The 24,968-nt window shown below is 65.9% G+C and carries 29 protein-coding genes; 13 read left to right on the forward strand and 16 right to left on the reverse strand.

Features of this window, described 5'->3' with window-relative positions; translation table 11 throughout:
• Positions 1-56: 56 nt before the first annotated feature.
• Entirely contained in the window at positions 57-1,742 is a 1,686-nt protein-coding gene (locus tag H8S61_RS09185) for an MDR family MFS transporter (RefSeq protein ID WP_186938755.1), read from the forward strand.
• Here the strand turns inward: H8S61_RS09185 and H8S61_RS09190 are convergent.
• The gene (locus H8S61_RS09190; protein WP_160941198.1) at positions 1,739-3,040 is read right to left on the reverse strand and encodes an MFS transporter; all 1,302 of its coding nucleotides are present in this window, start codon (positions 3,038-3,040) and stop codon (positions 1,739-1,741) included. The two genes, H8S61_RS09185 and H8S61_RS09190, sit on opposite strands and share 4 nt — an antisense overlap.
• A 319-nt stretch (positions 3,041-3,359) precedes the next feature.
• Between H8S61_RS09190 and H8S61_RS09195 the strand changes: the two genes are divergently transcribed.
• Positions 3,360-4,121, forward strand: coding sequence for an IclR family transcriptional regulator (locus tag H8S61_RS09195; protein ID WP_160941197.1), 762 nt, complete (start codon positions 3,360-3,362; stop codon positions 4,119-4,121).
• Between the two features lie 41 nt (positions 4,122-4,162).
• Here the strand turns inward: H8S61_RS09195 and H8S61_RS09200 are convergent, their stop codons facing one another.
• The 3 genes from H8S61_RS09200 to H8S61_RS09210 form a co-directional block, all read right to left on the reverse strand.
• Positions 4,163-5,770, reverse strand: coding sequence for an FAD-dependent oxidoreductase (locus H8S61_RS09200; RefSeq protein WP_186938756.1), 1,608 nt, complete (start codon positions 5,768-5,770; stop codon positions 4,163-4,165).
• A gap of 273 nt (positions 5,771-6,043) precedes the next feature.
• Entirely contained in the window at positions 6,044-6,853 is an 810-nt protein-coding gene (locus H8S61_RS09205; RefSeq protein ID WP_186938757.1) for a glycoside hydrolase family 25 protein, read from the reverse strand.
• Positions 6,854-6,961: 108 nt separating this feature from the next.
• Positions 6,962-7,714, reverse strand: coding sequence for a transglycosylase domain-containing protein (locus tag H8S61_RS09210; protein WP_186938758.1), 753 nt, complete (start codon positions 7,712-7,714; stop codon positions 6,962-6,964).
• A gap of 175 nt (positions 7,715-7,889) precedes the next feature.
• Between H8S61_RS09210 and H8S61_RS09215 the strand changes: the two genes are divergently transcribed.
• On the forward strand, positions 7,890-8,300 hold the full coding sequence (locus H8S61_RS09215; protein ID WP_154333073.1) for an RrF2 family transcriptional regulator: 411 nt from the start codon (positions 7,890-7,892) through the stop codon (positions 8,298-8,300).
• Here H8S61_RS09215 and H8S61_RS09220 read toward each other — a convergent pair.
• Genes H8S61_RS09220 through H8S61_RS09235 form a run of 4 tightly spaced genes read right to left on the reverse strand, consistent with a single transcriptional unit; the run spans position 8,297 to position 10,991 of the window.
• The gene (locus H8S61_RS09220) at positions 8,297-9,004 is read right to left on the reverse strand and encodes an ABC-2 transporter permease (RefSeq protein ID WP_186938759.1); all 708 of its coding nucleotides are present in this window, start codon (positions 9,002-9,004) and stop codon (positions 8,297-8,299) included. The genes H8S61_RS09215 and H8S61_RS09220 overlap by 4 nt on opposite strands.
• Positions 9,005-9,028: 24 nt before the next feature.
• On the reverse strand, positions 9,029-9,727 hold the full coding sequence (locus H8S61_RS09225) for an ABC-2 transporter permease (protein WP_186938760.1): 699 nt from the start codon (positions 9,725-9,727) through the stop codon (positions 9,029-9,031).
• Complete coding sequence (locus H8S61_RS09230; protein WP_186938761.1) at positions 9,724-10,614, reverse strand: ABC transporter ATP-binding protein; 891 nt, start codon at positions 10,612-10,614, stop codon at positions 9,724-9,726. The genes H8S61_RS09225 and H8S61_RS09230 overlap by 4 nt, the downstream gene beginning before the upstream one ends.
• Positions 10,614-10,991 carry a GntR family transcriptional regulator gene (locus H8S61_RS09235; protein ID WP_154333077.1) on the reverse strand — a complete coding sequence of 126 codons (378 nt, stop codon included), beginning with the start codon at positions 10,989-10,991 and terminating at the stop codon, positions 10,614-10,616. Before H8S61_RS09235 ends, H8S61_RS09230 begins: the two co-directional genes overlap by 1 nt.
• Positions 10,992-11,274: 283 nt before the next feature.
• On the opposite strand from H8S61_RS09235, the gene H8S61_RS09240 reads away from it, so the two are divergent.
• A complete protein-coding gene (locus H8S61_RS09240; RefSeq protein WP_186938762.1) occupies positions 11,275-11,694 on the forward strand; it encodes a type II toxin-antitoxin system RelB/DinJ family antitoxin in 420 nt (139 codons plus the stop codon).
• Positions 11,678-12,124 (forward strand): PIN domain-containing protein, encoded by a 447-nt coding sequence (locus H8S61_RS09245; RefSeq protein WP_186938763.1) that lies wholly within the window; start codon positions 11,678-11,680, stop codon positions 12,122-12,124. Before H8S61_RS09240 ends, H8S61_RS09245 begins: the two co-directional genes overlap by 17 nt.
• A gap of 6 nt (positions 12,125-12,130) precedes the next feature.
• Here the strand turns inward: H8S61_RS09245 and H8S61_RS09250 are convergent, their stop codons facing one another.
• Entirely contained in the window at positions 12,131-12,925 is a 795-nt protein-coding gene (locus H8S61_RS09250) for an EFR1 family ferrodoxin (RefSeq protein ID WP_154333080.1), read from the reverse strand.
• 438 nt (positions 12,926-13,363) lie between these two features.
• On the opposite strand from H8S61_RS09250, the gene H8S61_RS09255 reads away from it, so the two are divergent.
• Positions 13,364-13,726, forward strand: a complete 363-nt coding sequence (locus tag H8S61_RS09255) for an arsenate reductase family protein (RefSeq protein ID WP_160941187.1) — start codon at positions 13,364-13,366, stop codon at positions 13,724-13,726.
• A 31-nt stretch (positions 13,727-13,757) separates the two neighbouring features.
• Here H8S61_RS09255 and dtd read toward each other — a convergent pair whose 3' ends face one another.
• Together dtd and dmpI are read right to left on the reverse strand one after the other, a co-directional pair.
• Positions 13,758-14,204 (reverse strand): D-aminoacyl-tRNA deacylase, encoded by a 447-nt coding sequence (dtd, locus tag H8S61_RS09260; RefSeq protein ID WP_186938764.1) that lies wholly within the window; start codon positions 14,202-14,204, stop codon positions 13,758-13,760.
• The gene (gene dmpI, locus H8S61_RS09265; RefSeq protein ID WP_186938765.1) at positions 14,201-14,425 is read right to left on the reverse strand and encodes a 4-oxalocrotonate tautomerase DmpI; all 225 of its coding nucleotides are present in this window, start codon (positions 14,423-14,425) and stop codon (positions 14,201-14,203) included. The genes dtd and dmpI overlap by 4 nt, the downstream gene beginning before the upstream one ends.
• Positions 14,426-14,614: 189 nt before the next feature.
• Between dmpI and bilS the strand changes: the two genes are divergently transcribed.
• Positions 14,615-15,130 carry a flavodoxin family protein BilS gene (bilS, locus tag H8S61_RS09270; protein WP_186938766.1) on the forward strand — a complete coding sequence of 172 codons (516 nt, stop codon included), beginning with the start codon at positions 14,615-14,617 and terminating at the stop codon, positions 15,128-15,130.
• Between the two features lies 1 nt (position 15,131).
• Positions 15,132-15,407: a TfoX/Sxy family protein gene (locus H8S61_RS09275; RefSeq protein WP_186938767.1), complete on the forward strand. Its 276-nt coding sequence runs from the start codon at positions 15,132-15,134 to the stop codon at positions 15,405-15,407.
• A gap of 11 nt (positions 15,408-15,418) precedes the next feature.
• Here H8S61_RS09275 and H8S61_RS09280 read toward each other — a convergent pair whose 3' ends face one another.
• The 3 genes from H8S61_RS09280 to hdcA form a co-directional block, all read right to left on the reverse strand.
• A complete protein-coding gene (locus H8S61_RS09280; protein WP_186938768.1) occupies positions 15,419-16,324 on the reverse strand; it encodes a DUF368 domain-containing protein in 906 nt (301 codons plus the stop codon).
• Between the two features lie 247 nt (positions 16,325-16,571).
• A complete protein-coding gene (locus tag H8S61_RS09285) occupies positions 16,572-18,071 on the reverse strand; it encodes a basic amino acid/polyamine antiporter (protein ID WP_186938769.1) in 1,500 nt (499 codons plus the stop codon).
• 78 nt (positions 18,072-18,149) lie between these two features.
• Positions 18,150-19,103, reverse strand: coding sequence for a histidine decarboxylase, pyruvoyl type (hdcA, locus tag H8S61_RS09290; RefSeq protein WP_160941180.1), 954 nt, complete (start codon positions 19,101-19,103; stop codon positions 18,150-18,152).
• A 212-nt stretch (positions 19,104-19,315) separates the two neighbouring features.
• Here hdcA and H8S61_RS09295 point away from each other — a divergent pair, with 212 nt between their 5' ends.
• From H8S61_RS09295 to H8S61_RS09315, 5 genes are all read left to right on the forward strand, one after another.
• Positions 19,316-19,873: a TetR/AcrR family transcriptional regulator gene (locus H8S61_RS09295; protein ID WP_160941179.1), complete on the forward strand. Its 558-nt coding sequence runs from the start codon at positions 19,316-19,318 to the stop codon at positions 19,871-19,873.
• Positions 19,874-19,929: 56 nt separating this feature from the next.
• Entirely contained in the window at positions 19,930-20,754 is an 825-nt protein-coding gene (locus H8S61_RS09300) for a 4Fe-4S binding protein (protein WP_186938770.1), read from the forward strand.
• Positions 20,751-21,257: a flavodoxin family protein gene (locus H8S61_RS09305; protein ID WP_186938771.1), complete on the forward strand. Its 507-nt coding sequence runs from the start codon at positions 20,751-20,753 to the stop codon at positions 21,255-21,257. The genes H8S61_RS09300 and H8S61_RS09305 overlap by 4 nt, the downstream gene beginning before the upstream one ends.
• Positions 21,254-21,901, forward strand: coding sequence for an NADPH-dependent FMN reductase family protein (locus H8S61_RS09310; protein ID WP_186938772.1), 648 nt, complete (start codon positions 21,254-21,256; stop codon positions 21,899-21,901). Before H8S61_RS09305 ends, H8S61_RS09310 begins: the two co-directional genes overlap by 4 nt.
• A gap of 200 nt (positions 21,902-22,101) precedes the next feature.
• A complete protein-coding gene (locus tag H8S61_RS09315; protein WP_255466552.1) occupies positions 22,102-22,911 on the forward strand; it encodes a MerR family transcriptional regulator in 810 nt (269 codons plus the stop codon).
• Positions 22,912-23,005: 94 nt separating this feature from the next.
• On the opposite strand, the gene H8S61_RS17460 is transcribed toward H8S61_RS09315, so the two are convergent.
• Entirely contained in the window at positions 23,006-23,341 is a 336-nt protein-coding gene (locus tag H8S61_RS17460; RefSeq protein ID WP_366458172.1) for a DUF1016 N-terminal domain-containing protein, read from the reverse strand.
• A gap of 105 nt (positions 23,342-23,446) precedes the next feature.
• Complete coding sequence (locus tag H8S61_RS09325) at positions 23,447-24,961, reverse strand: AAA family ATPase (protein ID WP_186938773.1); 1,515 nt, start codon at positions 24,959-24,961, stop codon at positions 23,447-23,449.
• Between the last annotated feature and the right edge of the window lie 7 nt (positions 24,962-24,968).

The raw sequence follows: 24,968 nt of genomic DNA on the forward strand, positions 1-24,968 counted from the left end.
GCTAGAAATAGTAGACGATAGTCAAGTAATTGACAAGCGACGAAAAGAGGATGCATATGGGTGACGAGGTTCGGGGGCAGCGCGGGATGACGAAACAGGCGGGCGGCACGGGCCGCCCGCCGCAAGCGGAAGCGGCGCCGGAGCACGGCGAGATCATCAGCAAGCGCTCGCTCATCGCCGTGTTCGCCGGACTCATGCTGGCCATGTTCGTGAGCTCGCTCGACCAGACGATCGTGTCCACCGCTCTGCCCACCATCGTGGGCGAACTCGGGGGCGTGGACCACATGCTGTGGGTGACCACGGCGTACGTGCTGGCATCCACCTGCATGATGCCCGTCTACGGGAAGCTGGGCGACCTCTTCGGGCGCAAGCCGCTGTTCATCGGCGCGTTGGTGCTGTTCACCCTGGGATCGGTTATCTGCGGCACCGGCGGCAGCATGTTCTCGCTCATCGCCGGGCGCGCGGTGCAGGGCTTGGGCGGCGGCGGGCTCATGATCTTGTCGCAGGCCATCATCGCCGACGTGGTGCCTCCGCGCCAGCGCGGCAAGTACATGGGCGTGATGGGCTCCGTGTTCGCCGTGTCGACGATCGTGGGGCCGCTGCTGGGCGGATGGTTCACCGAAGTGGTGGGATGGCGCTACATCTTCTGGCTCAACGTGCCCATCGCGCTCGCCGCCATCGTGCTGGCGGTCGTGTTCCTGCCGCGGGCGAAGCGGGCGGCGGCGTCGTTCAGCCTCGATGTTGTGGGCACGGCGTTGCTCATGGGCGGGACGGTCTGCCTCGTGATGTTCACGGTCGTGGGCGGCGGCAGCGCCGGATGGGCCTCTCCCGAAGCGCTGGCGCTGGCGGTTGCGTGCGTTGCGTGCTTCGCGCTGTTCGTGCTGGCTGAGCGCCGCGCGGAAGAGCCCGTCATGCCGCTCGGCTTGTTCAAGAACAAGAACTTCGTCGTGACGTCGTTGGCGGGGCTGCTCATCATGGTGGCCATGATGGGGACGGTGTCCTACCTGCCCACGTACCTGCAGATCGTGAACGGCGCATCGGCCACCGAATCGGGCTATATGATGCTGCCCACCATGATCGGCATGATGCTGATGTCCGTGGTGTCGGGCTTCCTCGCCTCGAAGACGGGCCGGTACAAGTGGATGCCCGTGACGAGCTGCCTCGTCGCGGCGCTCGCGCTCGCGCTCCTGTCCACCATCGCGGTGGATTCCAGCGTGGTCCTGCTGTTCGGGTACCTGTTCGTCCTGGGCTTCGGCATGGGGCTGGGCCAGCAGATCCTCGTGCTCATCGTGCAGAACGAGTTCCCCCAGGCCATGGTGGGGACGGCCACGTCGGCGAACAACTACATCCGCGAGGTGGGCGCCACGCTGGGCGCGTCGGTCATCGGCGCGCTGTTCACGTCGCGCCTCGCCGGGCAGCTTGCCGGTGCGGGCGAGGCGCTGGCGGGTTCGGGGCTCGATGCGAACTCCATCACGCCGGCGCTCGTGGCCCAGCTGCCGGCCGACGTGCAGCTGCTCGTGCAGAACGCCTACCATGACGCGCTCGTGCCCATCTTCCTGTACCTGGCACCGTTCTTGCTGGTGGGGGCCGTGCTGTTGCTGTTCTTGAAGGAGAATCCGCTCAAGGAGAGCAACGAGGAGCCGTCCGAAGCGCCTTCCGGGGCCGCCGAGGGCGCCGCGTCGGCCGAGGGTGCGAACGGTGCGTCCCGGTTGACGGGACGCACCGCGCCGAACGAAAGCTAGCGGGGGTCGGAGTCGGCTTCGGGGGCGCTGCCGACCACGGCGCGCGGATCGTCGTGGTCGAGCGCCCGCACGCTCTTGAACAGGTACACCGTCAGCCCCAGCACGATGCACACGAAGCCGTCCACCACGAAGAACGCGGCCACGCCCATGGTCTCGGCGGCCACGCCGCCGATGGCGATGCCGATGGGGGAGGCGAGGCCCATCGCCGCCATGGCCAGGCCCAGCGCGCGGCCCGTCTTCTCCTCGGGAACGTTGCGCTGGATGAGCGTGATGAGCGGCCCGTTGAACCAGGCGCAGGCCAGGGCCATGACGGCGCACAGCACCACGAACGTCCAGAACATGGTGGGCGCGAGGAACCCGCACGCCGTGGTGGTGACGCCCACGATGAGCGCCGCCACCGCGATGAGTCCGGCCAGGCGCTTGCCGCCGCCCCAGGCCATGAGGACGATCGAGCCCGCGATCATCCCCACGCCGAACGCCGCTTCAACGATGGACGCCATGTAGCCGTCGCCGCCGAAGTGGTCGTACGTCATGAGCGGGAAGATGGCGCCCAACGGGGCGAACGCCATCATGCCGATGGTGATGCCCACGATGAGGATGACGAGCCCGCGGCTTGCCGACAGCGCCTTCCAGCCGTCGCGGAGGTTCGCCAGCACGTGCTGGTTCTCGGTGGTCTCGTCGGTCACCGTGGGGATCTTCGCCAGCGCGAGGCCCGCCACGGCCACGAGCGCGCCCGCGAAGTCGAGGAACATGACGGAGTGGAACCCGATGGTGGTGTACAGGAAGATGCCGAACGCCGGCGCGCCGATGGACGCGACGGACATGAGCAGCTGGTCGAGCGTGTTGATGCGCAGCAGGTGCTTCTCGGGCACGAGCAGCGGCATGGCGGCCATCATGGCGGGACCGTGGAACGCCTGCCCGATGCTGCGCACGATGACGAGCACCATGAGCAGCGGGAACGACACCTGCCCGAACAGGATGACGATGCCCAGCCCCAACGACACGATGCCCACCGAGAGGTCGGCCACGATCATGACGGTTTTGCGGTTGTACTTGTCGGCGATGACCCCGCCGAAGGGCGAGAGCAGCCCCTGCGGCAGATAGGCGCAGATGGCAGCCGCGGCCAGCATGAGGGCGCTGCCCGTGGTCTCGGTGATGTACCACACCACGGCGTATCCCGCAGCGTAGCTGGTGATCATGGACACGGCTTGGCCGCCCCAGATGGTTGCGATGATGGCGAGCCAGCGCTTCGGCAGCTCGCGACCGGCTGCGCTCAGGGGCGCGGTCGATGCAGTCATGGAAAACTCCTTGAGGACGAGATGATCAACTGAACATCAGTGTGCGGTAGCGAACGCGGTTGCGCTACCTATTCTGGATGGAAGATGCCGCTCAGAGGGCAACTATGCGTTGCACGGGCGTGCCGTGCGGGGTGAACGTGCGAAATCGCGCAGGCGATTTAGAGATAGAGTTGTCCAGCCATCGGTCAGGCTCCTCGTTGATCGAGCGAAAAGTGAAGGCCAGTGTAGCACGTATGGATTCGAGAACCAACCCCCGCAGGCTCGGGAAGCGCGCATGGCGTATACTGACGGAAACGCATCGCGCAAGGGAGGGGCGATCATGGCGGAAGGCACCGTGCAGGTTCTCGATCGAGCTTTCGACCTGTTGGAGGCGCTCGCGCGCGGCCACGGCCCCCTCGGGCTGAGCGAGATCGCCCAACGGACGGGCATGAGCAAGTCCACGGTGTTCCGCATCCTGCAGACGATGGTCGCGCGCGGCTACGTGGAGAAGACGCTCGAAGGCGCCTACACCATCGGCCCCAAGATGTTCGATACGCTGAGCTACCACATCAACTCGCTAGAATTGCAGACCGAGGCGAAGCCGTACCTGGCCGTGCTGAAGCGGTCGCTGGGCCTGAGCGCCCATCTGGGCATCCTCGACGGCGCGTTCGTCTCGTACATCGAGAAGGAATCCACCGATTGGGGTGACGAGCGCTACACGGAAGTGGGCTACCGGTCGCCGGCCTACTGCTCGTCGATGGGGAAGTGCCTGCTCGCCTGCCTTTCGAGCGGCGAGCTGGAAGAGGTGCTGTACGGCTACGACTTCAAGGCGTACACGGCCAACACCTTCACGAGCAAAAGCGAGTTCGTCCGCTACCTGCACCAGGTGCGCAAGCAGGGATGGGCGATGGACAACGAGGAGTACGAGCTGGGGCACTGCTGTGTGGCCGCCCCCGTGTTCAACTACCGCGGCGACGCCATCGCCGCGGTGGGCGTGAGCGGCACGCCCGAGAGCATCCCGCAGGAGCGCGTCGACGACGTGGCCCAGCAGGTGAAGCTGGCCGCGCAGCGCATATCGGAGCGCATGGGCTACGTCGAGTAGGCGAAGCGGGCGGCTCGGGGCCGCCCGCTTCGAAGGAGGGCCTAGGCGACGGCAGCGGCCGATTTGCCGGCGATGCGGCCCCAGTTGAGCGCGCCCTGCAGGCAGGTGCCGCTTCCGGGGTAGTAGGGGCCGATCCAGCCGGCGGTGTTCACGCCGGCGCCGAACAGGTGGGGGATGGGCTCGCCCTCGGTGTCGAGGATGGCCGCGTCGGTGTTGATCAGCAGGCCGCCGATGGAGCCGATGTTCGTGTTCTGCGTCTTCCAGGCGTAGAACGGCGCGGCGTCGAGCGCGGTCAGCTGCACCGTGCGCCCATAGGCGGCGTCCGTCCCGGCGGCGCAGGCCGCGTTCCAGGCGTCCACCGTGGCCTGCAGGTTGCCGGCATCCATGCCGAGCGCCGCCGCCAGCTCGTCGATCGTGTCGGCCTGCACCATGCTGCCATCGGCAAGCGCCGCCTCGCGGGCCTTCGCGCCGCCCTCGGCATTGTCCGACCAGGCGCACTTCGCGTCCGACGAGGTCATCTTGGAGTCCATGAGCATGTAGGTGGCGCCATCCATGCCGCCCTGCGCCATGGCCGCGTTGAACATGGCGCGGCAGTGGAACGCGTAGGTGGTGTCCTCGCGCACGAAACGGTTGCCGCGCTGGTCGACGAGGATGTAGGGGATCTCGGGGTTCTGGTTGTTCGTGTAGCTCCACGTTTGCAGGATGAGGTCGACCGCGCCGTGGAACGCGGAGTCGGCGCCGTGGGCCATGCCGATGCGGATGCCGTCGCCCGTGTCGGTGGCCGCCGTGGCCACGGCCTGCGTCTTGAGGTCCCAATAGTGCTGCTGGTTGTACTTGAACGCCATGTCCTCGTTGTGGTCGATGGAGGCCATGGCCAGCACCACGCCCTTCTTCGCCTGGTAGTTCTTGCCGTCGGCGCAGGCCACGCCCACGACCGTGCCGGAATCGTCCTGGTAGATGTCGGTGACCTCGGTTTTCGTCTCGATCTGGCCGCCCTTCTCCTCGACGGCCTTCTGGGCGTTCGTCGTCCACACGGCGCCGCCGGTCTTCGTCTCGTCGGCCGCGTCGGTGATGAGGTGGATGCGGTCGCGCAGGTACTCGTCCTTCATGTAGGGCGTGGGGTAGCAGCCGAACACGTTGGAGAACGTGATGCCGAAGCTGTCGGCCATCCATTGCAGGTTGTCGGCGGCGTTGTCGGCCATGCACGCGACGAGGTCTTCCTTCACGAGGCCCTCGGCGTCGGTCATCCAGAACTGCTTGTGCAGCTCAGGGCTGTCGTCGGTGACGCCGGCGATCTCCTTCTGCCACGTCGTGCCGGACGCCTGCACCGCGCCCTCGGCGAGCGCCGTCGTGCCGCCGCACATCGTGCCCTTCTCCAGCACGAGCACCTTCTCGGCGCCGTTCTCCAGCGCGGAGTACGCCGCGGTCAGACCGCTGCCGCCACCTCCGCACACGATGACGTCGTACTCGCCGTCCCACTGGACGCCGGCCGCGTTGCCCGACGCCCCGCCCGGCTCCTCGCCGTCCGCGGCGGTCGCCTTCGGCGCGCAGCCTGCCAGCCCGCCCACGGCGAGCGCGCTCAACCCGAGCGCGGCCCCGCCGATGAAGTTGCGGCGCGACATACCCTGCTTGACGATGGATTCCTTCATGAGTGCCCCTTCCCTCGCTGCTTCCCAAATCGTCATGACCTGGTGTTGCCTGGGATTATAGGGAGCGGCCGAGAAGGCCGCCATGCCCGGAATCCGCTCTGCGAACCACTCGTTCCACGATGCGGAACAAGGGGGGGCGGAGGGGGGATTGCGAACGAAGGGGCGCGTGCCGCGCCGATTCGTGACGGGTGCGGCGTGCGGTCGGCGCGGGGAGGGACGCGCGATCCCCGAAGCCTCCGTCGCGCCATGGGGGTGGGGGGCGCGGAAGCCGCCTTACTCGATGGGCGGCAGGAGCAGATTGAGGTCGACGGCGGTGGCGATGCCGGCCACGGTGCCGCCGTTGGTGTACTGCCAGATGGCGAAGTCGAACTGCGCGTGGGGTTCGGCGCTGTCGTACTCGGCGAACCAGACGGGGCGCTCGCCCAGCTCGGCGCGATCGTAGCGCGCCATGTCGCCGCTGTTGCCGTAGATCATCGTGTCGTAGCCGCCCTGCTCGAGGCGTTCGCAGAACGCGCGGGCGCAGGCGGTGAGCGTCTCGCGGTCCACGTTGTTCGCGCGTCCCGCCGCGTCCGCGACGGGCTCGTGGTCGTACGCCACGGGCATCGCCAGATAGCGGCCGGCTAGCAGCTGCAACACGAAGTCGGCCTCCTCGCGCGCCTCTTCGACGCTTGTGGCCTGCGAGAAGAAGTACGCGCCCACCTCGAGGCCGGCGCTCGTCGCGTTGTCGATGTTCTCGGCATAGCGGGCATCGGCGTACAGCGCGCCCTCGGTGTAGCCGCGGTTGCCCACGCGCACGAAGGCGAAGTCGACGCCGTCACCCGCCACGGCGTTCCAGTCGATGGCGCCCTGGTGGTCGGACACGTCCACGCCCAGCTGGGAGCGCACTTCGCCGTCCACGCGGTAGGCGAGGCGATCGCCCTGCGCGCCGGAGCGCTCGAGGGCGCTCCAATCGTAGGGGCTCACGTAGGCCTGCTCGGCGGGTTCGGTTGCAGCGCCGCCGCTGCACGCCGTCATGAGGCCGAGCGATCCCAGCAAGGCGATGGCGGCCAGCGCGGCGGCCACGGTGGTTTTGAGTCGTTTCATGCGGCCTATCCTACCAAAGCTCCCGGCGTTCGCGCCCGCGAACCGCCCGTCGCTACGACGACTACAGAACCCGCGCGCGGCCGCGTGTCGACGACCGTCCGCGGCGCATCACGCGGCCTGCGCGCGCAGGTTGCCCAGGATGTGCTGGGCCGCGCTCTGGTCGAGGTAGTCGTAGGATACGAGCTTGCGCAGCACCTCCTGCTGGCGCTCGCGCGCGAGGTCGGGGTTCTGGGACAGCGCGTAGACGCTCGGCGCGTTCGGGATGCCGGCCAGCAGCGTGCACTCGTTGGCGTCGAGCGCGCTCGGGGCCTTGCCGAAGTAGCCCTCGCTGGCGCTGCCGATGCCTTCGTAGCCGTCGCCGAAGTAGATGGAGTTCACGTACAGCTCGAGGATGGTGCGCTTCGAGAAGTGCTGCTCCATCGTGAACGCCATGAACACCTCGGCGATCTTGCGTTCGATGGTCTGCTCCTGGGTGAAGTACTGGTTCTTCGCCAGCTGCTGCGTGATGGTGCTGCCGCCCTCCACGATGGCGCCCGCCTTGAGGTCGTTCACGAGGGCGCGCGCCGTGGCGATGGCGTCGAAGCCCGGATGCGCGTAGAAGCGATGGTCCTCCACGGCCACGACGGCCTGCAGGTACAGGTCGGGCAGCTCGTCGATGGGGGTGTACGTCTCGCTGCTTTGGATGGCGGCGGCCATCTCGTTGAGGTCGGTTCCCTCGAGCGCTTCGCGGTACAGGTTGAACCCGCGCGCGAGGAAGTACACCTCCACGAGCACGATGAGGATGAGCGCCACGAGGGCGATGCGTCCGAGGAACGCGACGACGGGATGCGCCGCCGTAGTTCGATGCGCCGTTCCTTTCATGGTTCCGCCTTTCACTTCGAGGGTCTGTATACGTTATACCAAGCCGTCCTTAACGCTGCCTTACCGACCGCTTGCCCCATCCTTACATTCCTGCAAGAAAGGCGCGATCTATCAGGCAAATGATGGGCTATACTTGCGGAAACAGCATGAACGACGAAAGGGCGGGGCGGCGACCATGATGATTTCGACACGGGGACGTTATGCTTTGCGGCTCATGATCGACATCGCGCGGCAAGGGGAAGCGGGCGCGTTGGTCACCATGCGCCAAGCGGCCGAACGCGAAGACCTGTCCGTCAAGTACCTCGAACAGCTGGGCGGCGCGCTCGTGAAGGCGGGCGTGCTCAAAAGCGTGCGCGGCGTGAGCGGCGGCTACCTGCTGGCCCGGCCGGCCGATCAGATCACCGCAGGCGACGTGCTGCGCGCCACCGAGGGCAGCTGCGCGCCGGTGTCGTGCCTCGAAGACGGTGCGGAGGCGTGCCCGCGGCGCGCCGAGTGCGTGGCCGTCAACTTCTGGCGCGGCCTCGATCAGGCCATCGAGAACTACGTGGACAACGTGACGCTGGCCGATCTCGTGCGGATGGGCTAGAGGTCGCGCGCCGCGTACCCGCGCAGGGCCGCGCGCTCCGAGACGACGTACAGCGCGAGGGCCGCCGCCGTGACGCAGGCCGCGACGAGCAGCGATCCGCCCAGCGTCTGCGCGGTGGCGATGACCTGGCCGACGATCGGCAGAAACGCGTCGAAGTCGATGCTGCGGAACAGGTAGATCCACCCCATGAGTGCGAGCATGAACGCGAAGGGGATGTAGCTGGCGAGCTTGCGGTAGCTGTTGGCGAACATGAAGGGCAGCACCGCGCTGAACATGGCGATGGTCAAGGCGAACGTTCCCGCTGCGAACGACACGGCCCCCGGCGCGTCGAACCCCCGGGTGAAATGATGCATGAGCGGAAGCCCCGGCACGACGGCGTTCAGGACGCATGCCGCGCCATAGGCCGCGATGCCGAGCGCCACGCAGCCGGCAACGACGACCGCGATGCTCGCGTAGCGGCCCCTCACCACGTCGGCGCGCGAGAGCGGCAGCGCCTGGCGAAACGCCATCCACTCGCGCCGCTGATCGCGCGTCAACAGGGGCATGAGCACCATGTTGGACATGGGGAAGCCGGTGAGCAGGATGATGGGGGTCGCGTTCCCGGCCACCAGGCAGACGCCCGTCGCGAGGAGCGCCCATAGCACCACGTTCTTCGACAGCGATTTCGCCAAAGCGAGGAAATCGGCAAGCATCATGGTCTTCATCGGGCGCCCCTTCTATCCGCTCGCCTAGAGCTCACGCTTCTTGTACAGGCCCATGGAGATGATGGCCGAGACGACGTACACGACGGCGACGATCGCGAGGATGCCGGCGGCGACCGCGACGGTGCCGGCGGGGGTCTCCAGCAGGTTCAGCACGTCGAGCGCGAACGCGGGGGGAGGGCCGTCGCCGCTGAACGAGAACGCGATGAACACGCCGAAGATGATGAGCAATGGCAGGTAACGCACGCCTTTCGTCATGCCGAATCGCGAGAACACCGGCATGGTGATGGACAGCATGACGAGGATGATGCTGATGCCGACGACCGACACCATGAGCAGGGCCTGCCAGGAGAAGTTCACCATGAGGTCGGCCAGCTGCGGCACGTTCGGGGCGACTTGCGCGGCGATGATCACCAGGAACGTGGTGAGCAGTCCCACCGCGATGCCGCACAGGGCGAGCAGCAGGAAGCTCGCGTAGCGTCCCTTGATCACGTCGGCGCGCGAGATGGGCAGCGCGAGGCGGAACTGCTGCCAGTTGGCGCGCTCGTCCAGCGAGAGGATCATGATGGTCAGCGAGAAGGGGATCATGACGCCCACCGCAGGGGGGACGACGTAGAGGTTCCCGATCATGATGCAGATGAAGATGCCCACGACGATGGCGATGCCCAGCTGCTGGAGCAGGTATTTCTTGGCGATCAGGAGGTCGGACATGATCATGGCTTTCATCGGACCTCTCCTTTCAGCATCAAGCCCATGTAGGCGTCGATATCCGCCTTGTCCAAGGCGATGTTCTTGAAGTTCTCGGCGAACGCAAAGCGGTCGGGCGCCAGCACGTCGATGCCGTAAGGGTGCCGCATGCTGCGCAGCTCGCCAGGGGCGAAGAAGCCGCTTTCGGCAATGCGCTCGTAGTCGGCCACGCGGCAGTGCGCGATGCCCGCCAGGTCGGTGATGGCGTCCTTCTCGACGGCGAACACGATGCGGCCGGCGTCGATGCACACGATGTAGTCGGCGATCTTCTCGAGATCGCTCGTGATGTGGCTGGACATGAGGATGCCGTGGCGCTCGTCGCGCATGTAGACGCGCAGGATGTCGAGCGCCTCCTCGCGGGCGAGCGGGTCGAGCCCGGCGGTGGCCTCGTCGAGGATCAGCAGGTCGGGATCGTGCGCAAGCGCGCAGGCCAGCGACAGCTTCATGCTCATGCCGCGGGAGAGGTCCTGCACCGTCTTGCTCTTCGGCAGCTCGAACTGGGCCAGGCGCTGCTCGAAGTCGGCGGCGCTCCACGTGTTGTAGCTGTACTGCATGAGCTTGCCCACCGAGGCGATGGTCATCTCCTCGGGGAACGAGCAGGTGTCGAACACCACGCCCGTGCGCTGCTTGGCGTCCTTGACGGCCTTGCCGCTGGCGTGCTCGCCGACGTTTTGGCCGAACAGCTCGATGGAGCCGGCGTCGGGGTATACGAGGCCGAGGATGGCTTTGATGGTGGTGGTCTTGCCGGCGCCGTTTGAGCCTATGAAGCCGACCACGCTGCCTTGCGGCACGGTGAGGTCGACGTTTTGCAGGTCGAACCCGTCGTAGTGCTTCGACAGGCTGCGTATGCGAAGGAGGTCGTTCATCAGTCGTCACTTTCTGCGATGAGGTCGAGCATGTTGTGGAGGTCGTGGACGTCGACGTTCGCGCCGTGCGCCTCGTCGACCGCTTGCGCGAGCAGCTCCTCGATGCGCCGGAGGCGTTCCTCGCGCAGAAGCTCGAGGTTGCCGCCGGCCACGAAGCTGCCCTTGCCGGGCACCGTCTCGATGAAGCCCTGCGCTTCCAGCTCGGCGTACGCGCGCTTCGTCGTGATGACGCTGATGCGCAGGTCGCCGGCCAGCGCCCGGATGGAGGGCAGCTGCTGCCCTTCGCCCAGCTCACCCGTCAGGATGAGGGCCTTCATCTGCGAGACGATCTGGTCGTAGATGGGCTTGTCGCTCGCGTTCGAGATGATGATGTCCAACTCAAGCTCCCTTTCGTGTTCCGTATCCGAACGCGCGGGCGTCCCCTGCGCTCGGGTGGCACGTCGCGGCGTCCCGCTTCGCGCCTGGAAGGGTTGCAAGCACGTTCCCTGCTCCCCCTCCGCTCGGGTAATGCCGCCCGTAACGTGTTGAGCGTATATACCCGATATGCACACTATAAACAATAGATACACACCCGTCAAGCGTGTTTGACAGACATATGGTGTCTCTTGCATGTAATACGGTATTACCGCATATTGATGCCAACGAAGGGAGGCTGCTCATATGGCCGTCGTCAAAGAAAAGAAAGCTGCGCGGCAAACCGCTGGAAAAACTCAGGTAACGTGCACTGCCAAGAAGGAAGTTTCGGATAAGCCCGCCCGCGCGGATTCCATCGTGACGGCCCGCGTGCCTTCCGAGATCAAAGAGCAGGGGAACGCCGTGCTCAAGAAGATAGGCTTCACGCCTACCGAGCTGGTGAACGCCGCATACAAGTACGTGCTTGAGCACGAGGAGCTTCCGTCCACGTTTTCCTCGTTTGAGGATTTGAGGGGCCAGCATCGTATGCTCACGCCTGAGCAAAAGGAGAAGTTGCAGGAACGTATGCGCGCAATGACGCTCAAGGCGCCTGATGGATGGGGAGAGCGCCCATTCAAGGAGCTGCTCGACGAGGCGAGGGGGGAACGCTATGCGCGCTTTGCTTGATGCGAATGTCATGATCGACCTGTTTACTTGTCGCCCTCCCGAGGGCGAGGCGGCTGTTAAGCTGCGCGTTATGCAAGAAATTGGCGATATCGAACTATGGGTGTCGGCAAAATCGTTCGCGGACATCTTCTATGTGATGTTCAAAGATAACAAGAGCGAGGATATCCAACAGACGCTTCTGCAAAGCTTGGAGTACCTTGACGTGTGCTCCGTCGATGCCGCCGATATTCGCGAAGCCTGCGAGCGGAGTTGGCCCGACTTCGAGGATTGCTTGGTCGATGTATGCGCCGAGAAGGTGAAAGCAGACTATCTCCTCACGCGCGACCGCAAAGGCTTCGCGAAGTCGCGTCAGGCCGTGTTTTCTCCGAAAGAGCTGTTCGATAGCCTGGAGACGGAACTCGGCTTGACGTATGAGGTCATCGACTGGTAGTGCGGCTCAGGCGCGCCGGGGGGCTTTTGCGAGGACGGGGTTGACGTAGCGGCCGCGGCGTTCGGTTTTCGAGCCGTATTGGATGGCGTTCACGGGGCAGCGATGCAGGCAGGCGAGGCACTGCGTGCAGCCGAGCTCGGCCCAGCGGGGCGTGCCCTCGATGAGCGTGATGGTGTTCGTGGGGCACAAATCGGCGCATTGACCGCAGCTGATGCAGGTGGGAAGCGCGAAGAACTCGGCCGTGGAGCGCGGCTTCTCGTCCTTCTCGGTGAGCTTCGACAGGATCACGCCGGCAGGGTTGCGGTGTTCGGCGCGCACGTGCTCGCGGGCGACGATGCGCTCGGCCACCGTGCGGGTGGCGAGTTCCGCGGCGGCCAGCAGGCGCTCGCGCTTCTCTCCCTGGGCGGGCGCGTACAGATAGGTGCAGTTGCCCACCGACTTCACGCTGAACGAGGCGTCGAGGTTGATGCCCTGTGCTTCGAGCAGGCGGTCGCCGAAGATGCGCGCGGCGTTGCCGACGAACGCGCCGCAGCTGAGCACGGCGAAGCAGTAGCCGGGTGTGAACGTCTCCTTGTTGCCCGTGCGGAACTGCGCGCGCTTGACGAACGCGTCGACGATGGGCGGGGTGGTCCAGGCGTAGGTGGGGAAGACGAAACCGAGCTGCTCGTTTTGCGCGAGCGTGAAATCGAAGTCCTTGTACTTGTACGCCGCGCCGATGTCGACGAGCAGGTCGTCCGTCGCGCGTGCGATGGTCTGCGCCGCGGCGAGCGAGTTGCCGGTGCCGGTGAAGTAGAAGATCATGAGAGGCCTTTCCGTCTGGATGCTCCCAGTATAGCAAGGTGCGCCCCCGCGCGCTCGTTTCGCTACCCGGATGTATCTCGCCGCCGCTCGAATCAAGACGTGCAAGTGTCCTTGCTCCCTATTCTACGTGTCAGCCCCGGTGCATCTCCGTCCCCGCCGGGTGCGTCGCCCTGCGGGCGCCCCCCGTGCATCCTCCCGACGCTGAAAGGGCGAAAACCACCGGATTGGGGTGTTCGCGACCCGCCTTCGGGCGGGGCGCTCCGGGCAGGTTTGGCTGTCGCGCGCCGTGAGCCGAATAGGAAGCACGAACGAATGTTTCACGTGAAACATTCCACCGCCGCGGTGCGCGGGCTCGCGCACGTTCGTCCGCTTCACGGTTGTGGGCGCCGCTCTGGTATGATGGGCGGCATGCGAAAAGATGCGAACCGAGGAGGAACCATGGCGGACGTGCTGTTCATCGAGTACCCGAAGTGCTCCACCTGCAAGAAGGCGAAGGCATGGCTCGACGCGCACGGCGTGGCGTACGTCGATCGCCACATCGTGGAAGACAACCCGACGGCCGACGAGCTGGCCGCGTGGCACGCGAGAAGCGGGCTGCCGCTGCGCCGCTTCTTCAACACGAGCGGCATGCTGTACCGCGAGCGCAATGTGAAGGCCCTGCTCGATGCCGGCATGAGCGATGCGGAGGCCTACGCGCTCTTGGCCGAGAACGGCATGATGGTGAAGCGTCCGCTCGTGGTGGGCGACGATTTCGTGCTCGTGGGCTTCAAGGAAGCCGCGTGGGAGCACGCGCTGCTCTAGCGCAAGCGCGCTAGAGCGTGCTGAGGGTGCGCTACAGCGCGTCGGTGTCGAGCCACAGCGTGAACGGGCCGTCGTTGACCAGGCTCACGTCCATGTAGGCGCCGAAGCGTCCCGTCTCCACGCGGCGCGCATCGCGGCGCGCCCGTTCGACGAACCGCTCGTACAGGCGATTCGCCTCGTCGGGCGCGCCCGCTTCGGTGAACGAGGGGCGGTTGCCCCGTCTGCAGTTCGCGAACAGGGTGAACTGCGACACGACGAGCACCTCGCCGCCCACGTCGGCCAGCGAGAGGTTCGTCTTGCCGTCGGCATCCTCGAAGATGCGCAGGCGGGAGATCTTGCTCCACAGACGTTCAACCTGGTCATCGGCATCATCGTGGCCCACGCCCAGCAGGATGAGCAGCCCTCGCTCGATCTCGCCGACCGTCTCCCCGGCGATGTCCACCCGCGCGCTCGACACGCGCTGCACCACGGCCCTCATCGGCTGCCCGCACCTTCCTGCTCGCGACGATAGGCGGCCTTCACCTCGTCGATGGGCTTGCCGCCGATGCCGATGTTCTCGTCGGGCAGCTCCTTGATGGTGACGAGGAAGAACTCGGCCGGCACGTGCATGATGGCGGACGCGGTGGCGGTGAGCTCTTCGATGAGCGCCTTCTTGCTGGGGGCGTCGAGCGGTCCGCCCTCGACGGTGATGTAGGGCATGCGGCATCCTTTCTCGCGGTCATGGGGCCATTATCGCATACGTGGGAGGGGCGGGGCGATGCAACGGTTTGTTGCGTGAGGCGGCCGTGCTGATCGTGTGCGACCTGTTTACGATGCAGGTGGGCGGGTGTATAACGGTCGAAACGACAGAGGGCGCGCGATGCGCGCCGCGCACGAGGGAGGACGCCCATGACCTACGCGATCGTGTACGAGAGCAGCACCGGCAACACCGAGCAGCTGGCGCAGGCGGTGGCCGCCGCGCTGCCGAGCGGGGAGTGCCGGGCATTCGGACGGGTGGACGAAGTCGACCGCGCCGCCGTCGCGCAGGCCGACCGCGTGTACGCGGGGTTTTGGACGAATCGCGGCGACTGCGGCGACGAGCTGGCCGAGGTGCTGGCGACGCTCGCGGACAAGGACGTGTTCCTGTTCGGCACGGCCGGGTTCGGTGCCGATGCGACGTACTTCGCGGGCGTGATGTCGCGCGTGGCGGTGCACCTGCCCGCTTCGGCGCAGGTCGTCGGTTCGTTCATGTGCCAAGGCCGCATGCCCGCAAGCGTCCGCGCGCGTTACGCGCAGACGGCCGCCGCCAAACCCGAGCAGGCTGCGCGCATGCAGCAGCTCATCGACAACTTCGACGAGGCCGCCAACCATCCCAACGACGACGACCTCGCGCGCCTGCGCGCGGCGGTCGAGGAGGCGAACTAGCATGGCAAACACAACGAAGCTGACCGACCTTCCCAACATCGGCCCCCATGCCGCGAATCAGCTGGCCGAGGTGGGCATCGCCGCGCCCGAGGACTTGCTGGCCATCGGCGCCGAGCAGGCGTGGCTCAAGCTGCAGACCATCGATCCGGGCGTGTGCGTCATGCAGCTGTACGATTTGGAGGGCGCGGTGCAGGGCGTCCCGAAAAAGCTCCTCGACCCGGCGCGCAAGCAGGAGCTCAAGGAGTTCGCCCGCGCGAATCAGCCCGCAGCCGAGTAGGCCTCGGAACGCTACGCTTCGGCGGGCTCCTCCAGGCGCGACCTGAGCAGCTGGAGCCCGCCCACCACGGCGCCGCCGACGATGAAGAACACGATGCTGAACGTGTCGATGCCCATGGCGGGCTGCGGCTCGCTCAGCGTGAGCGGCCCCTGCGTGATGGAGAACAGCGAGCCCAGCATCATGCCGATGATGGCGTAGATGGTCTGCGAGCGGAAGCGCTCGAGGCACATCCTGATGAGGCGCACGAACACGAGCACGCCGCACGCCACGCCCGCCGCGAACACGAGCAGGACGGGCAGGTAGGCCATGTCGAGCCCCATCACCGCGCGCACCGCGCCCATGATGGGCACGTACAGGCCGAAGATCAGCAGCAGCGAGGAGCCCGAGATGCCGGGCAGCACCATCGCGGAGATGGCCACCATCGCCGCCAGGAACACGTACACCACGAGGCCGACGTCGAGATTCCCCACCGCCACGTCGATGCCGGTGCCCGACACGGGGCTCAGCAGGGTCACGGCCACCACGAACGCGATGCCCGCGACGGCGAACGCGACGTTCGGCAGGCGCCCCCGCAGCGCGCCCAGCTCCTCGCGCACGACGATGGGGATGGCGAACACGATGAATCCCATGAACAGCGAGCTGACCTCGTAGATGTGCGAGTCGAAGAAGCTGGTCAGCACGAGCGCCGACAATCCGAAGCCGATCACCCAGCCCACGCCCAGCTTCAGCAGGAAGCGCACGGCCGCGAGGCGCGCGGCCTTCGTGCCGTGGAACAGGTCGTCGAGCGAGCCGATGAAGCGGTCGTAGAAGCCCAGCAGGAAGGCGACGGTTCCGCCCGACACGCCGGGCACGCTGTCGGCCAGGGCCATGCAAAACCCGCGGACGGAGTTGACGATGAGTTCGGTAGCGCCCTTCATAGATGGCTCCTTTTCGGTTTCCGATGGCACCAGCATGGCGGACAGATGAAGAAAAACCCAGGTCGTACGCCGATCGACGGAGGATATTCAGATCGCTTAAGAATCGGTAAAGCCTGTGTAAAGGGACGGTAAAGCCGCCGCGCCCTCCGCCGCATTGCGCGCGGTGCCTCGACCTGCGGCGCAAAAAGGCCCGGGGCCGCGGGGCGGCCTCGGGCTTGGGGACGAGCAAGCGCGGAGCGAGCAGGCGCTAGATATGGATGTTCCCGAACGTGATGACCGAGTAGACGAGGCCGGCGATGCCGAGCGCCAGCACCACGGCCAGGATGATCTTGTCGGACCTCTTCTCGAACAGCTTCCCCTTCGGGTCGTGCTCGCGCACGCCCACGATGTACAGCGGCAAGCCGATGGCGTACACGATGCAGGCCACCATGAGGTAGTTGAGGCCGGCGGCGTAGATGAGCCAGATGCCGTACAGCGAGCCGGCCGCGCCGGTGAAGATGGCCATGCTGCGGCTGGCGAAGATGCCGGAGGGGTATTCCTTCTTGATGGCGATCTTGAACAGGAACAGGGTGCAGAAGAAGTAGCACGGAAGTGCCATGACGCTCGTGATGCTGATCATCGTGGTCCAGGCGTTGCTGCCGATGAAGAACGAGATGATGAGCACCACCTGCACGACGATGGTCGTCCACAGCAGCGCGGTGGAGGGCGAGCCGTTCTTGTTCTCCTTCACGAACATCTTGGGGAAGATGCCGCTCTTGGAGGCTGCCAGCGGCATCTCGCCCAGCATGAGCATCCACACGAGCCAGGAGCTCAGCACCGAGATGATCACGCCGGCGTTCACCATGATCTCGCCCCATTTGCCGAACGAGTCCAGCATGATGGCGGCCATGGACGGGTCGGCCATGTTGCCGATGGTCTCCTGCGAGTACACGCCCAACGGCAGCAGCGACACGACGATGTAGAGGGCCAGCGTGACGAGGAAGCCGATGGTGGTGGCTTTGCGCACGGCGGCCTGCGACTTCGCCTTGCCCGACACGACCACGGCGCCCTCGATGCCGAGGAACAGCCACAGCGTGACCAGCATGGTGGAGGATACCTGCGGCATGACGTTGTCGAAGTTCAGCGTCAGCGCGATGCCGTCCTTCATGCCCCAGAAGCCTTCCATGAACACCGAGAACTTGAAGATGGTGGCCACGGCCAGGATGAAGATGATGACGGGCACGAGCTTGCCGATGGTGCCGATGATGTTCAGGAAGCTCGTGGACTTCGCGCCGCGCAGGGCGAGCAGGTACATGATCCACGTGATGATGGACCCGCCGATGATGGACGGGATGTTGTTGCCGCCCGAGAAGTCGGGCACGAAGTAGTTCAACGTGGCCATGACGAGCACTGAGTAGGCAACAAGCGCGAAGCAGTTGCAAATCCAGTAGCCGTACGCCACGAAGAAGCCGATCAGCTTGCCGAAGCCCTTTTCGGCGTACGTGTACAGGCCGTTCGTGAGCTCGGGTCGTGCGGCCGACAGGATGCGAAACGTGTTCGCGATGAACCAGATGCCGATGCCGGTGACGACCCAGGCGATGATGATGGCTCCTGCGGAGGCGTCTGCCGCCATGTTCTGGGGGAGGTTGTAGATGCCTCCGCCGATCATGGCGCTTATGACGATGCCAACCAGGCCGATCAGGCCAACTTTTTTCGAGCTGGCCTGGGCTGATGATCCGCCGGAACCGGAAGCGGTTTTATCTGCCATGTTTCCAGTCCTTGTCTAAACGTGATCGAGCCGCCCGGGGACCACCTGGACGGCTCGAAAGATGAAAAATGCCGTCGATTACGCGATGTCGGTGAGAGGCTCGAAGTCCATGTCCTTCAGCCAATCGGTGAGATGCATGTTGTTGAGCGAGCCGAAGCCGGTGGCAGGCACGGCGTTGCGGGCCAGCGTGACGTAGGGGCCGACGGTGATGGCGTTGCCGATCTCGCCCGGCTTCATGATGCGGTGCGCGAAGCCCACGTAGGTGCGGTCGTACAGGACGTTCTGGTCGCGGCCGCATTCGACGACGGACCAGACGATGGCCTTGCGGTGCTGCTCGAGGAAGGCGACCATGTCCTCTTCGCTGTCGTTCTCGGTCCAAATGCCGGCGTCCTCGATGAACAGGTCGGCTGCGAAGTCGCGGTCGGCGGACAGGGAGATGGCGATGAAGGACCACACGCCGTAGCCTTCGCCCTCCTTGAGCGCACGGTCGGTCTTCGGGCGGTAGGCGACGACGCCCTTGTTCGCGCAGATGGTGTGCGCACCCGGGATGGGGTGGTAGCGGCGGTTCTGCTCGGTGCCGAACAGCTCGACGCCGGCGCTCAGCAGCGGGGCGGCGTCGTACACTTCCAGCTCGCGGCCGTTCCACTGTTTTTCGGTGAACAGCGGCTTGCTCTTGCCGTTGTCGACGGAGTCGTGACGGGCGAGGTCGTAGCCCCATACCTGGCCGGCCATGCCGCAGAACGACGAGGCGGTCAGCATGTTGATCTGGCCGACGTAGGCGTCGGCGGCCTCGGCCTTGTCGTAAGCGACGATGCGGTCGACCAGCTCGTCGTTGGTCTTCTCCACCGTGCCGGCCGAAACCTTCAGCACGGACACGTAGCCGTTGCCGTAGGCGCCGGGCATGCCGTAGCCGTCGCAGTAGTCGTCGTACGGGCTGATGGCCGTCTTGTCGATGTGCGGCGCGCGCATGGTTGCATGCTGATCGGCCTCGCGGGCGATAGTGCGGTTGCGTCGCTCCTCAACGTTCTTCATGGATGGGTCTCCTTTCGTATGTGAACGATTTCAGCGCCGATTGTAGGGCCCTTCGCGCGCGCTGAATTTCGAATACGGGTTTCGATGGCGAGCCGTGCCTTCCCCGATGACTGGTCGTCATGCGCTCGAAACGGGGGCGTGATCTTGACAAGCCGGTTGAGAGGTGTATATTACAACTGTAATATAACAGATGTTATACACGGGAGGAACGTATGCCGGAACAGCGGGTGAGCAGGGAGCAGGTGCTCGATGCGGCGCTTGCCATCGTGCGCGAGCAGGGGGAAGCGGCGCTGAGCGCGCGGTCGGTGGCGCAGCGGGCGGGATGCTCGGTGCAGCCGATCTACAGCCTGTTCGGCGACATGCAGGAGCTTGTGCGGCAGCTGTACGACCACGCCCGCGCATGGGTGGGCGCCTACAACCGCGAGCACCGGCACGATGGGGACAACGCGTTCGAGTCCAACGGCCTGTCGCACCTGCGGCTCGCGCGCACGGAGCGCGCGCTGTTCCACTTCCTGTACCTGTCGCCCCACATGGAGGCGACGGGCTTCAACGAGGTGTACGAGAGCGTCGCCATCGACGGCGTGCAGCAGTGCATCGAGGAGCTGGGGCACCTGTCGCCTGAGGCGGCGCGCGAGCTGTACCTCAACATGATCGTCTTCGTACACGGCATGGCCGCGATGCTGGCCACGGGCGCGCAGTTCTCCGACGAGGAGCTGCACGCGCGCATGGACCGCGCGTTCGAGGGCTTCGTCGCGATGGTGCGCTCGTGAGCGCCCCGGACGCCTGCACCGATGTTTCACGTGAAACATCTGGTCGTACAGAACGAATGTTTCACGTGAAACATGCAGCGGCGGCATGCGACGCCGCCGAGGGTTCCCGCGGGGCGACGGCCGGGCTGCGCGAGCGGCGGGCGCGCGGGCGGAGGCGCCAGAGGGTGCGGCGGCTGGTGTTGCTCGTGTCGTTCCTGCTGTTCCCGATCACCATCTTCTACTTCTCGCCCGTGCTGGTCATCGAGGGCGCCCTGTCGGGCGCGGTGGTGGGCAGCACGATCGCGTTCGGCCTGCAGTTCTTGCTGGCGATCGTGCTGCGCCGCGCGTGGTGCGGGTGGCTGTGCCCGGCGGGCGGCCTGCAGGAGCTGGAGGCCGACGCGGTGGGCAAGCCCGCGAAGCTGGGCTGGAGGGTGCGCATCAAGTACGTCATCTGGGTGCCGTGGATGTGCTCCATCGCCGCGTGCGCGTGGGTGGCCGGCGGCTTCGCGCTGGTGGACCCGTTGGCCGGCATCCCGGGCGGCGTGTCGATGAACAACCCGCTGGGGCTGCCCATCTACTTCGGCATCGTGGCGCTGTTCTTCGTTCCCAACCTGGTTCTGGGTCGGCGCGCCATGTGCCACTGCATCTGCTGGATGGCGCCGTTCATGGTGCTGGGCGAGAAGCTGGGGAGCGCGCTGCGCGTCCCGCAGCTGCACGTGAGCGCCGAGGCCGACCGCTGCGTCGGCTGCGGGAAGTGCGACCGCGCCTGCCCGATGAGCCTGCCGGTGGAGCAGCTGGCGCAGGGCGGCGCGATCGTCGACGCCGAGTGCATCCAGTGCGCCGCCTGCGCCGACGCGTGCCCCAAAGACGTGTTGAAGCTGCGCATGGGAGGCGTGCGATGAGCGGGCGGTTGATCGTGTACGATGCGGGCGAGCGGGATGCGGGGGAGTTCGCTCGCGGCTTCGGGGCCGACGACGCGCTGTTCTCGGCGACGCCCCCGGTGAAGACGTGCGTGGGCTGCTTCGGCTGCTGGGTGAAGACGCCGGGCCGCTGCGTGATCGCCGACCGGGCCGTCGACATCCCCGCGCTGTTCGCGCGCAGCGACGAGGTGGTCGTCGTCAGCCCGCTCGCCTGGGGCGGTTACTCGCGCAACGTGAAAGCGGTGCTCGATCGCTCGATCGGCTACCTGTTGCCGTTCTTCCGCACGGTGGACGGCGAGATGCACCATCGCATGCGCCACGACCACGCCTTCGCCTTCGCCGTGCATTTTTACGGCGAAGCAGCGCCGACCGCGCGGGAGAACGCGCGGCGCCTCGTGGAGGCGAACGCCGTGAACCTGGGCGCCCGCAGCGTCGACGTGCGGTTTCACGAGGGGATCGCGGCGGCGAAGGAGGCCGTGCTATGACGGCGCGCAGGGTGCTCTTGCTGTGCGGCAGCCCGCGGCCGAGCGGCAGCAACTCAGCCGCCCTGCTGAACGGGCTGCGGGACAGGTTGGACGGCCGCGCGGAGACGACGCTCTGCCGGGCTGCGGACGTGCTCAAGGAGTCGCGCGGGCCGTCGGCAGCGGAGGTGCTTGCCTTCGACGCGGCGGTGCTCGCGTTCCCGCTGTATGTGGACGGCGTTCCGGCCAGCTTGTACGATCCGCTCGAGGCGATCGGGCGGGCGGCGGCGAACGATCCGGAGGTGGCGCGCACGCTGCGGTTCCACGCGATCGCGAACAACGGCTTCTACGAGGCGCGGCAGAACGCCGTGGCGCTCGATATGCTGGGGAGTTGGTGCGACGCGTGCGGCATCGCGCGCGGTCGCTCGCTCGCGCTGGGCGCGGGCGAGATGGCGCAGGCGGCGCCCATTGGCCGCGGGCCGTTGACCAGCCTGGGGAAGGCGCTCGACCGGCTGGCGGACGATGTCGCGGAAGGCCGTCCGGGCGAGCCTCTGTTCGTCGAGCCCGATTTCCCCCGCGCCCTCTACCAGCTGGCCGGCCACGCCCAATGGAAGCGCCAGGCGAAAGCCAACGGCCTCAAGCCGAAGGAACTGCTGCGGCGCGGGTAGCGTTTGCATCGAGGTGTGGAGGACGGAGAACGGAAAGGGGGAGGCACGAACGTGGTCGCGGGCATCTTGTCGATAGCGTCGTTGAGCGGGGTATTCTCGTCGTTGAGCACCGTCTGGCTGTTGCTCTTGGGGGCTTGTCTTCTCTAGGGATCGAAATTCACCCTTGACCCTTACGTTACGTGAGGGTGTAGGCTGTGAGCATGATCGCGATCGAAGGAAGGAGGCTGCTCATGGAGCGCGAGCGGGAAGGCGACGGCTACACGGTTCACGAGCTGGCTGCGTTGTCGGGATGCACGGTGCGCACGCTGCATCACTACGACGAGCTGGGGCTGGTGAGGGCGCGGCGCGCGGCGAACGGGTACCGTCGCTACGGGCCCGCCGAGGTGGACCGGCTGCAGCAGGTGCTGCTGTATCGCGAATGCGATATGCCGCTGGCCGACATCGGGCGGCTGCTGGACGACCCGGCGTTCGACGCGCGCGATGCGCTGGCCGGTCATCTGCACGAGCTGCATGCGCGCAAGGAGCGCCTCGACGGATTGATTGCGAGCGTGGAGAAAACGCTCGCCTGTATGGAAGGTTCCACCGTCATGGAAGACCAGGAAAAATTCGAGGCTTTCAAGCAGGGCCTTGTCGACGAGAACGAGCGGCGGTACGGCGAAGAGGTGCGCGAGCGCTGGGGCGACGACGCCGCCGACGCGAGCAACGCGAAGCTCATGGGCATGAGCGTGGAGCGGTACCGCCAAACCCAGGAGCTTGAGCAGGGCGTCAAGGACGCGCTGCGGGCGGCGATGGAGGCGGGCGATCCGGCGGGCGAGGACGCGCACCGCGCGGCCGACCTGCATCGCCAGTGGTTGTGCGCCTTCTGGAAGGACGGCACGTACTCGAAGGCTGCGCATCAGGGCCTCGCCGAGATGTACGTGGCCGACGACCGCTTCAAGGCCTACTACGAGGCCGTCGCGCCCGGCGCCGCCGAATTCCTCCGCGACGCCATCCGCGCCTACTGCGCGTAAAGCGTCCGCCCGCGTCCCGTCGGTGAGTGCGGAATACCTGGCAACCGCCTCGTTGCGATTCGCACAGAGGACGATGCCGATCGTGGGATTGTCGTCAGGCTGGGTGCATTGATCGCTCCTTGACGGCGGAGCGTACGTAAAAGTCGCGACGAATAGGGTCTTCTATACGGATGATCAGGCGATAATGCGACCAGCTCAATTCGGCACACAGTGTGTGCCGAATTGGGAAGGCCAGATACAGTTGCCGCATGGCGCGAAGGTTTCTCTCTGTAAACCCCTTGCCGAACTCGGTTGTCAGCCGCTCTGACAGATACTCCATCAGATGCTTGCCGTATTCGGCGCGATCCCCCTGCGCTTCGGCGATTTCGAGCGTGTCACGAACGGATTGATAGACGGCTTCGTCCGGGGTGGGGTCGTAAATCTGTTCCACGGACAGCCTCCTTTCAAGAAGGCGGCTGTCCTTTGCGGGAAAGTTAGGATAGCACCCAGCCAAGGTATACGATGCACTCCATTATATAGAACACAAGTTCGTATTTCAAGCGTTTTCTTCCGTCAGATCGAGGCGGTTGATGCGGTCGACCAGGTCGGAGCCTCGTTCGTAGAACAGGAGGTCCTCGTTGTGGGCGAAGTAGCGCTCGCAGCCGTGGTCGTTGATGAAGGCCATGCCGTAGCGGTTGACGGACAGGTCGGTGACGAGCAGCAGCATCTCCTGGCCGCCGCCGAACGCGTCCTCGACGAAACGGAAGGCGTTGTCGAGCGCGCTCGAGGTGGCTGCGATGCGCGCGTCGAGCGCGTCGATCTGCTGGGAAAACAGCTCTTTGACGCGCGAGAACGGCACGCCGCCACCCGCCGCGTCGCAGCGCAGCGCGCGGTCGATCAGCGCGAGCGTGCGCTCGTACGCCACGTACTTCTCATCCGACAGCAGCCCCGCTTTGCGCTCGGTGGTCAGCCGCGCCTGCAGCGAGGCGGCTTCTTCGCGCAGGAGGGGCAACGCGTTCGCGTCATCGCCTTCGAGCGCGTCGCGCATCGCGGCCAGCCTCCCGTGCATGAACGCCACGGCGCGCTCCTCCAGCACGGCGTCGCGCAGGCGGCTACCGAGGGCGTCGGTGATGAGGCCCATGAGCGAGACGCGCTCGTCGAAGGCGGCCTCGCGGGCGCGGTCGAGCACGGAGGCGTCGGCCTCGCCGGCCAGGATGCGGTCGATCTGGTAGTCGGCGCGGTACTTCGTGAACAGGTCGTAGTACACGCTGAACCGCTTCGCGATCTCGGCGTTCTGCACGTATTGGCCGATCAGCAGCTCGTCCACGGGAATGTCGCGCTCCTCGTAGAGCTTCATCATGGCCGAGAGGTCGTCCCAGCCGCGCGCCGTGACGAACGACTTGCCGTCCACGGTGGTCTCCACGCGGTAGAAGTGATCGCGCTCGATGTCGAGGTAGGTGAGCACGGCGGGGTGCACGCCCGTCTCCACGGCGAAGTCGCGCCAGGCGGCGAAGTCGGGCTCCACGTCGATGCGCTTGAGGCGGTCCCAGGTGGCGATGTCGAAATCGTGCGCCGTGCGGTTGTACTCGGGCGGGTTGCCGGCCGTCACCACGATCCAGCCGTCCGGCACGCGGTGGCGTCCGAAGATCTTGTATTGCAGGAACTGCAGCATCGCGGGCGTCAGCGTTTCCGACACGCAGTTGATCTCGTCGAGGAACAGGATGCCCTCGCGCTTGCCGGTGGTTTCCATGGCGTCGTACACGGCGGCGATGATCTCGCTCATCGTGTACTCGGACACGTCGTATTCCACGCCGTCGTACGTCTTCTTCGCGATGAACGGCAGGCCGAGCGCGCTTTGGCGCGTGTGGTGCGTCATCGAGTACGACACGAACCCCACGTCGAGGTCCTGCGCGATCTGCTCCATGATGGCCGTCTTGCCGATGCCGGGCGCGCCCAGCAGGAACACGGGCCGCTGCCGCTCGGTGGGCAGGCGGTAGTTGCCGAACTCGTCCTTCGAGAAGTAAGCGACCATCGCGTTTTTGATCTGCTGCTTTGCCTGACGGATATCCATGGCTTTC

The sequence above is a fragment of the Eggerthella hominis genome (assembly GCF_014287365.1).
Taxonomy (GTDB): domain Bacteria; phylum Actinomycetota; class Coriobacteriia; order Coriobacteriales; family Eggerthellaceae; genus Eggerthella; species Eggerthella guodeyinii.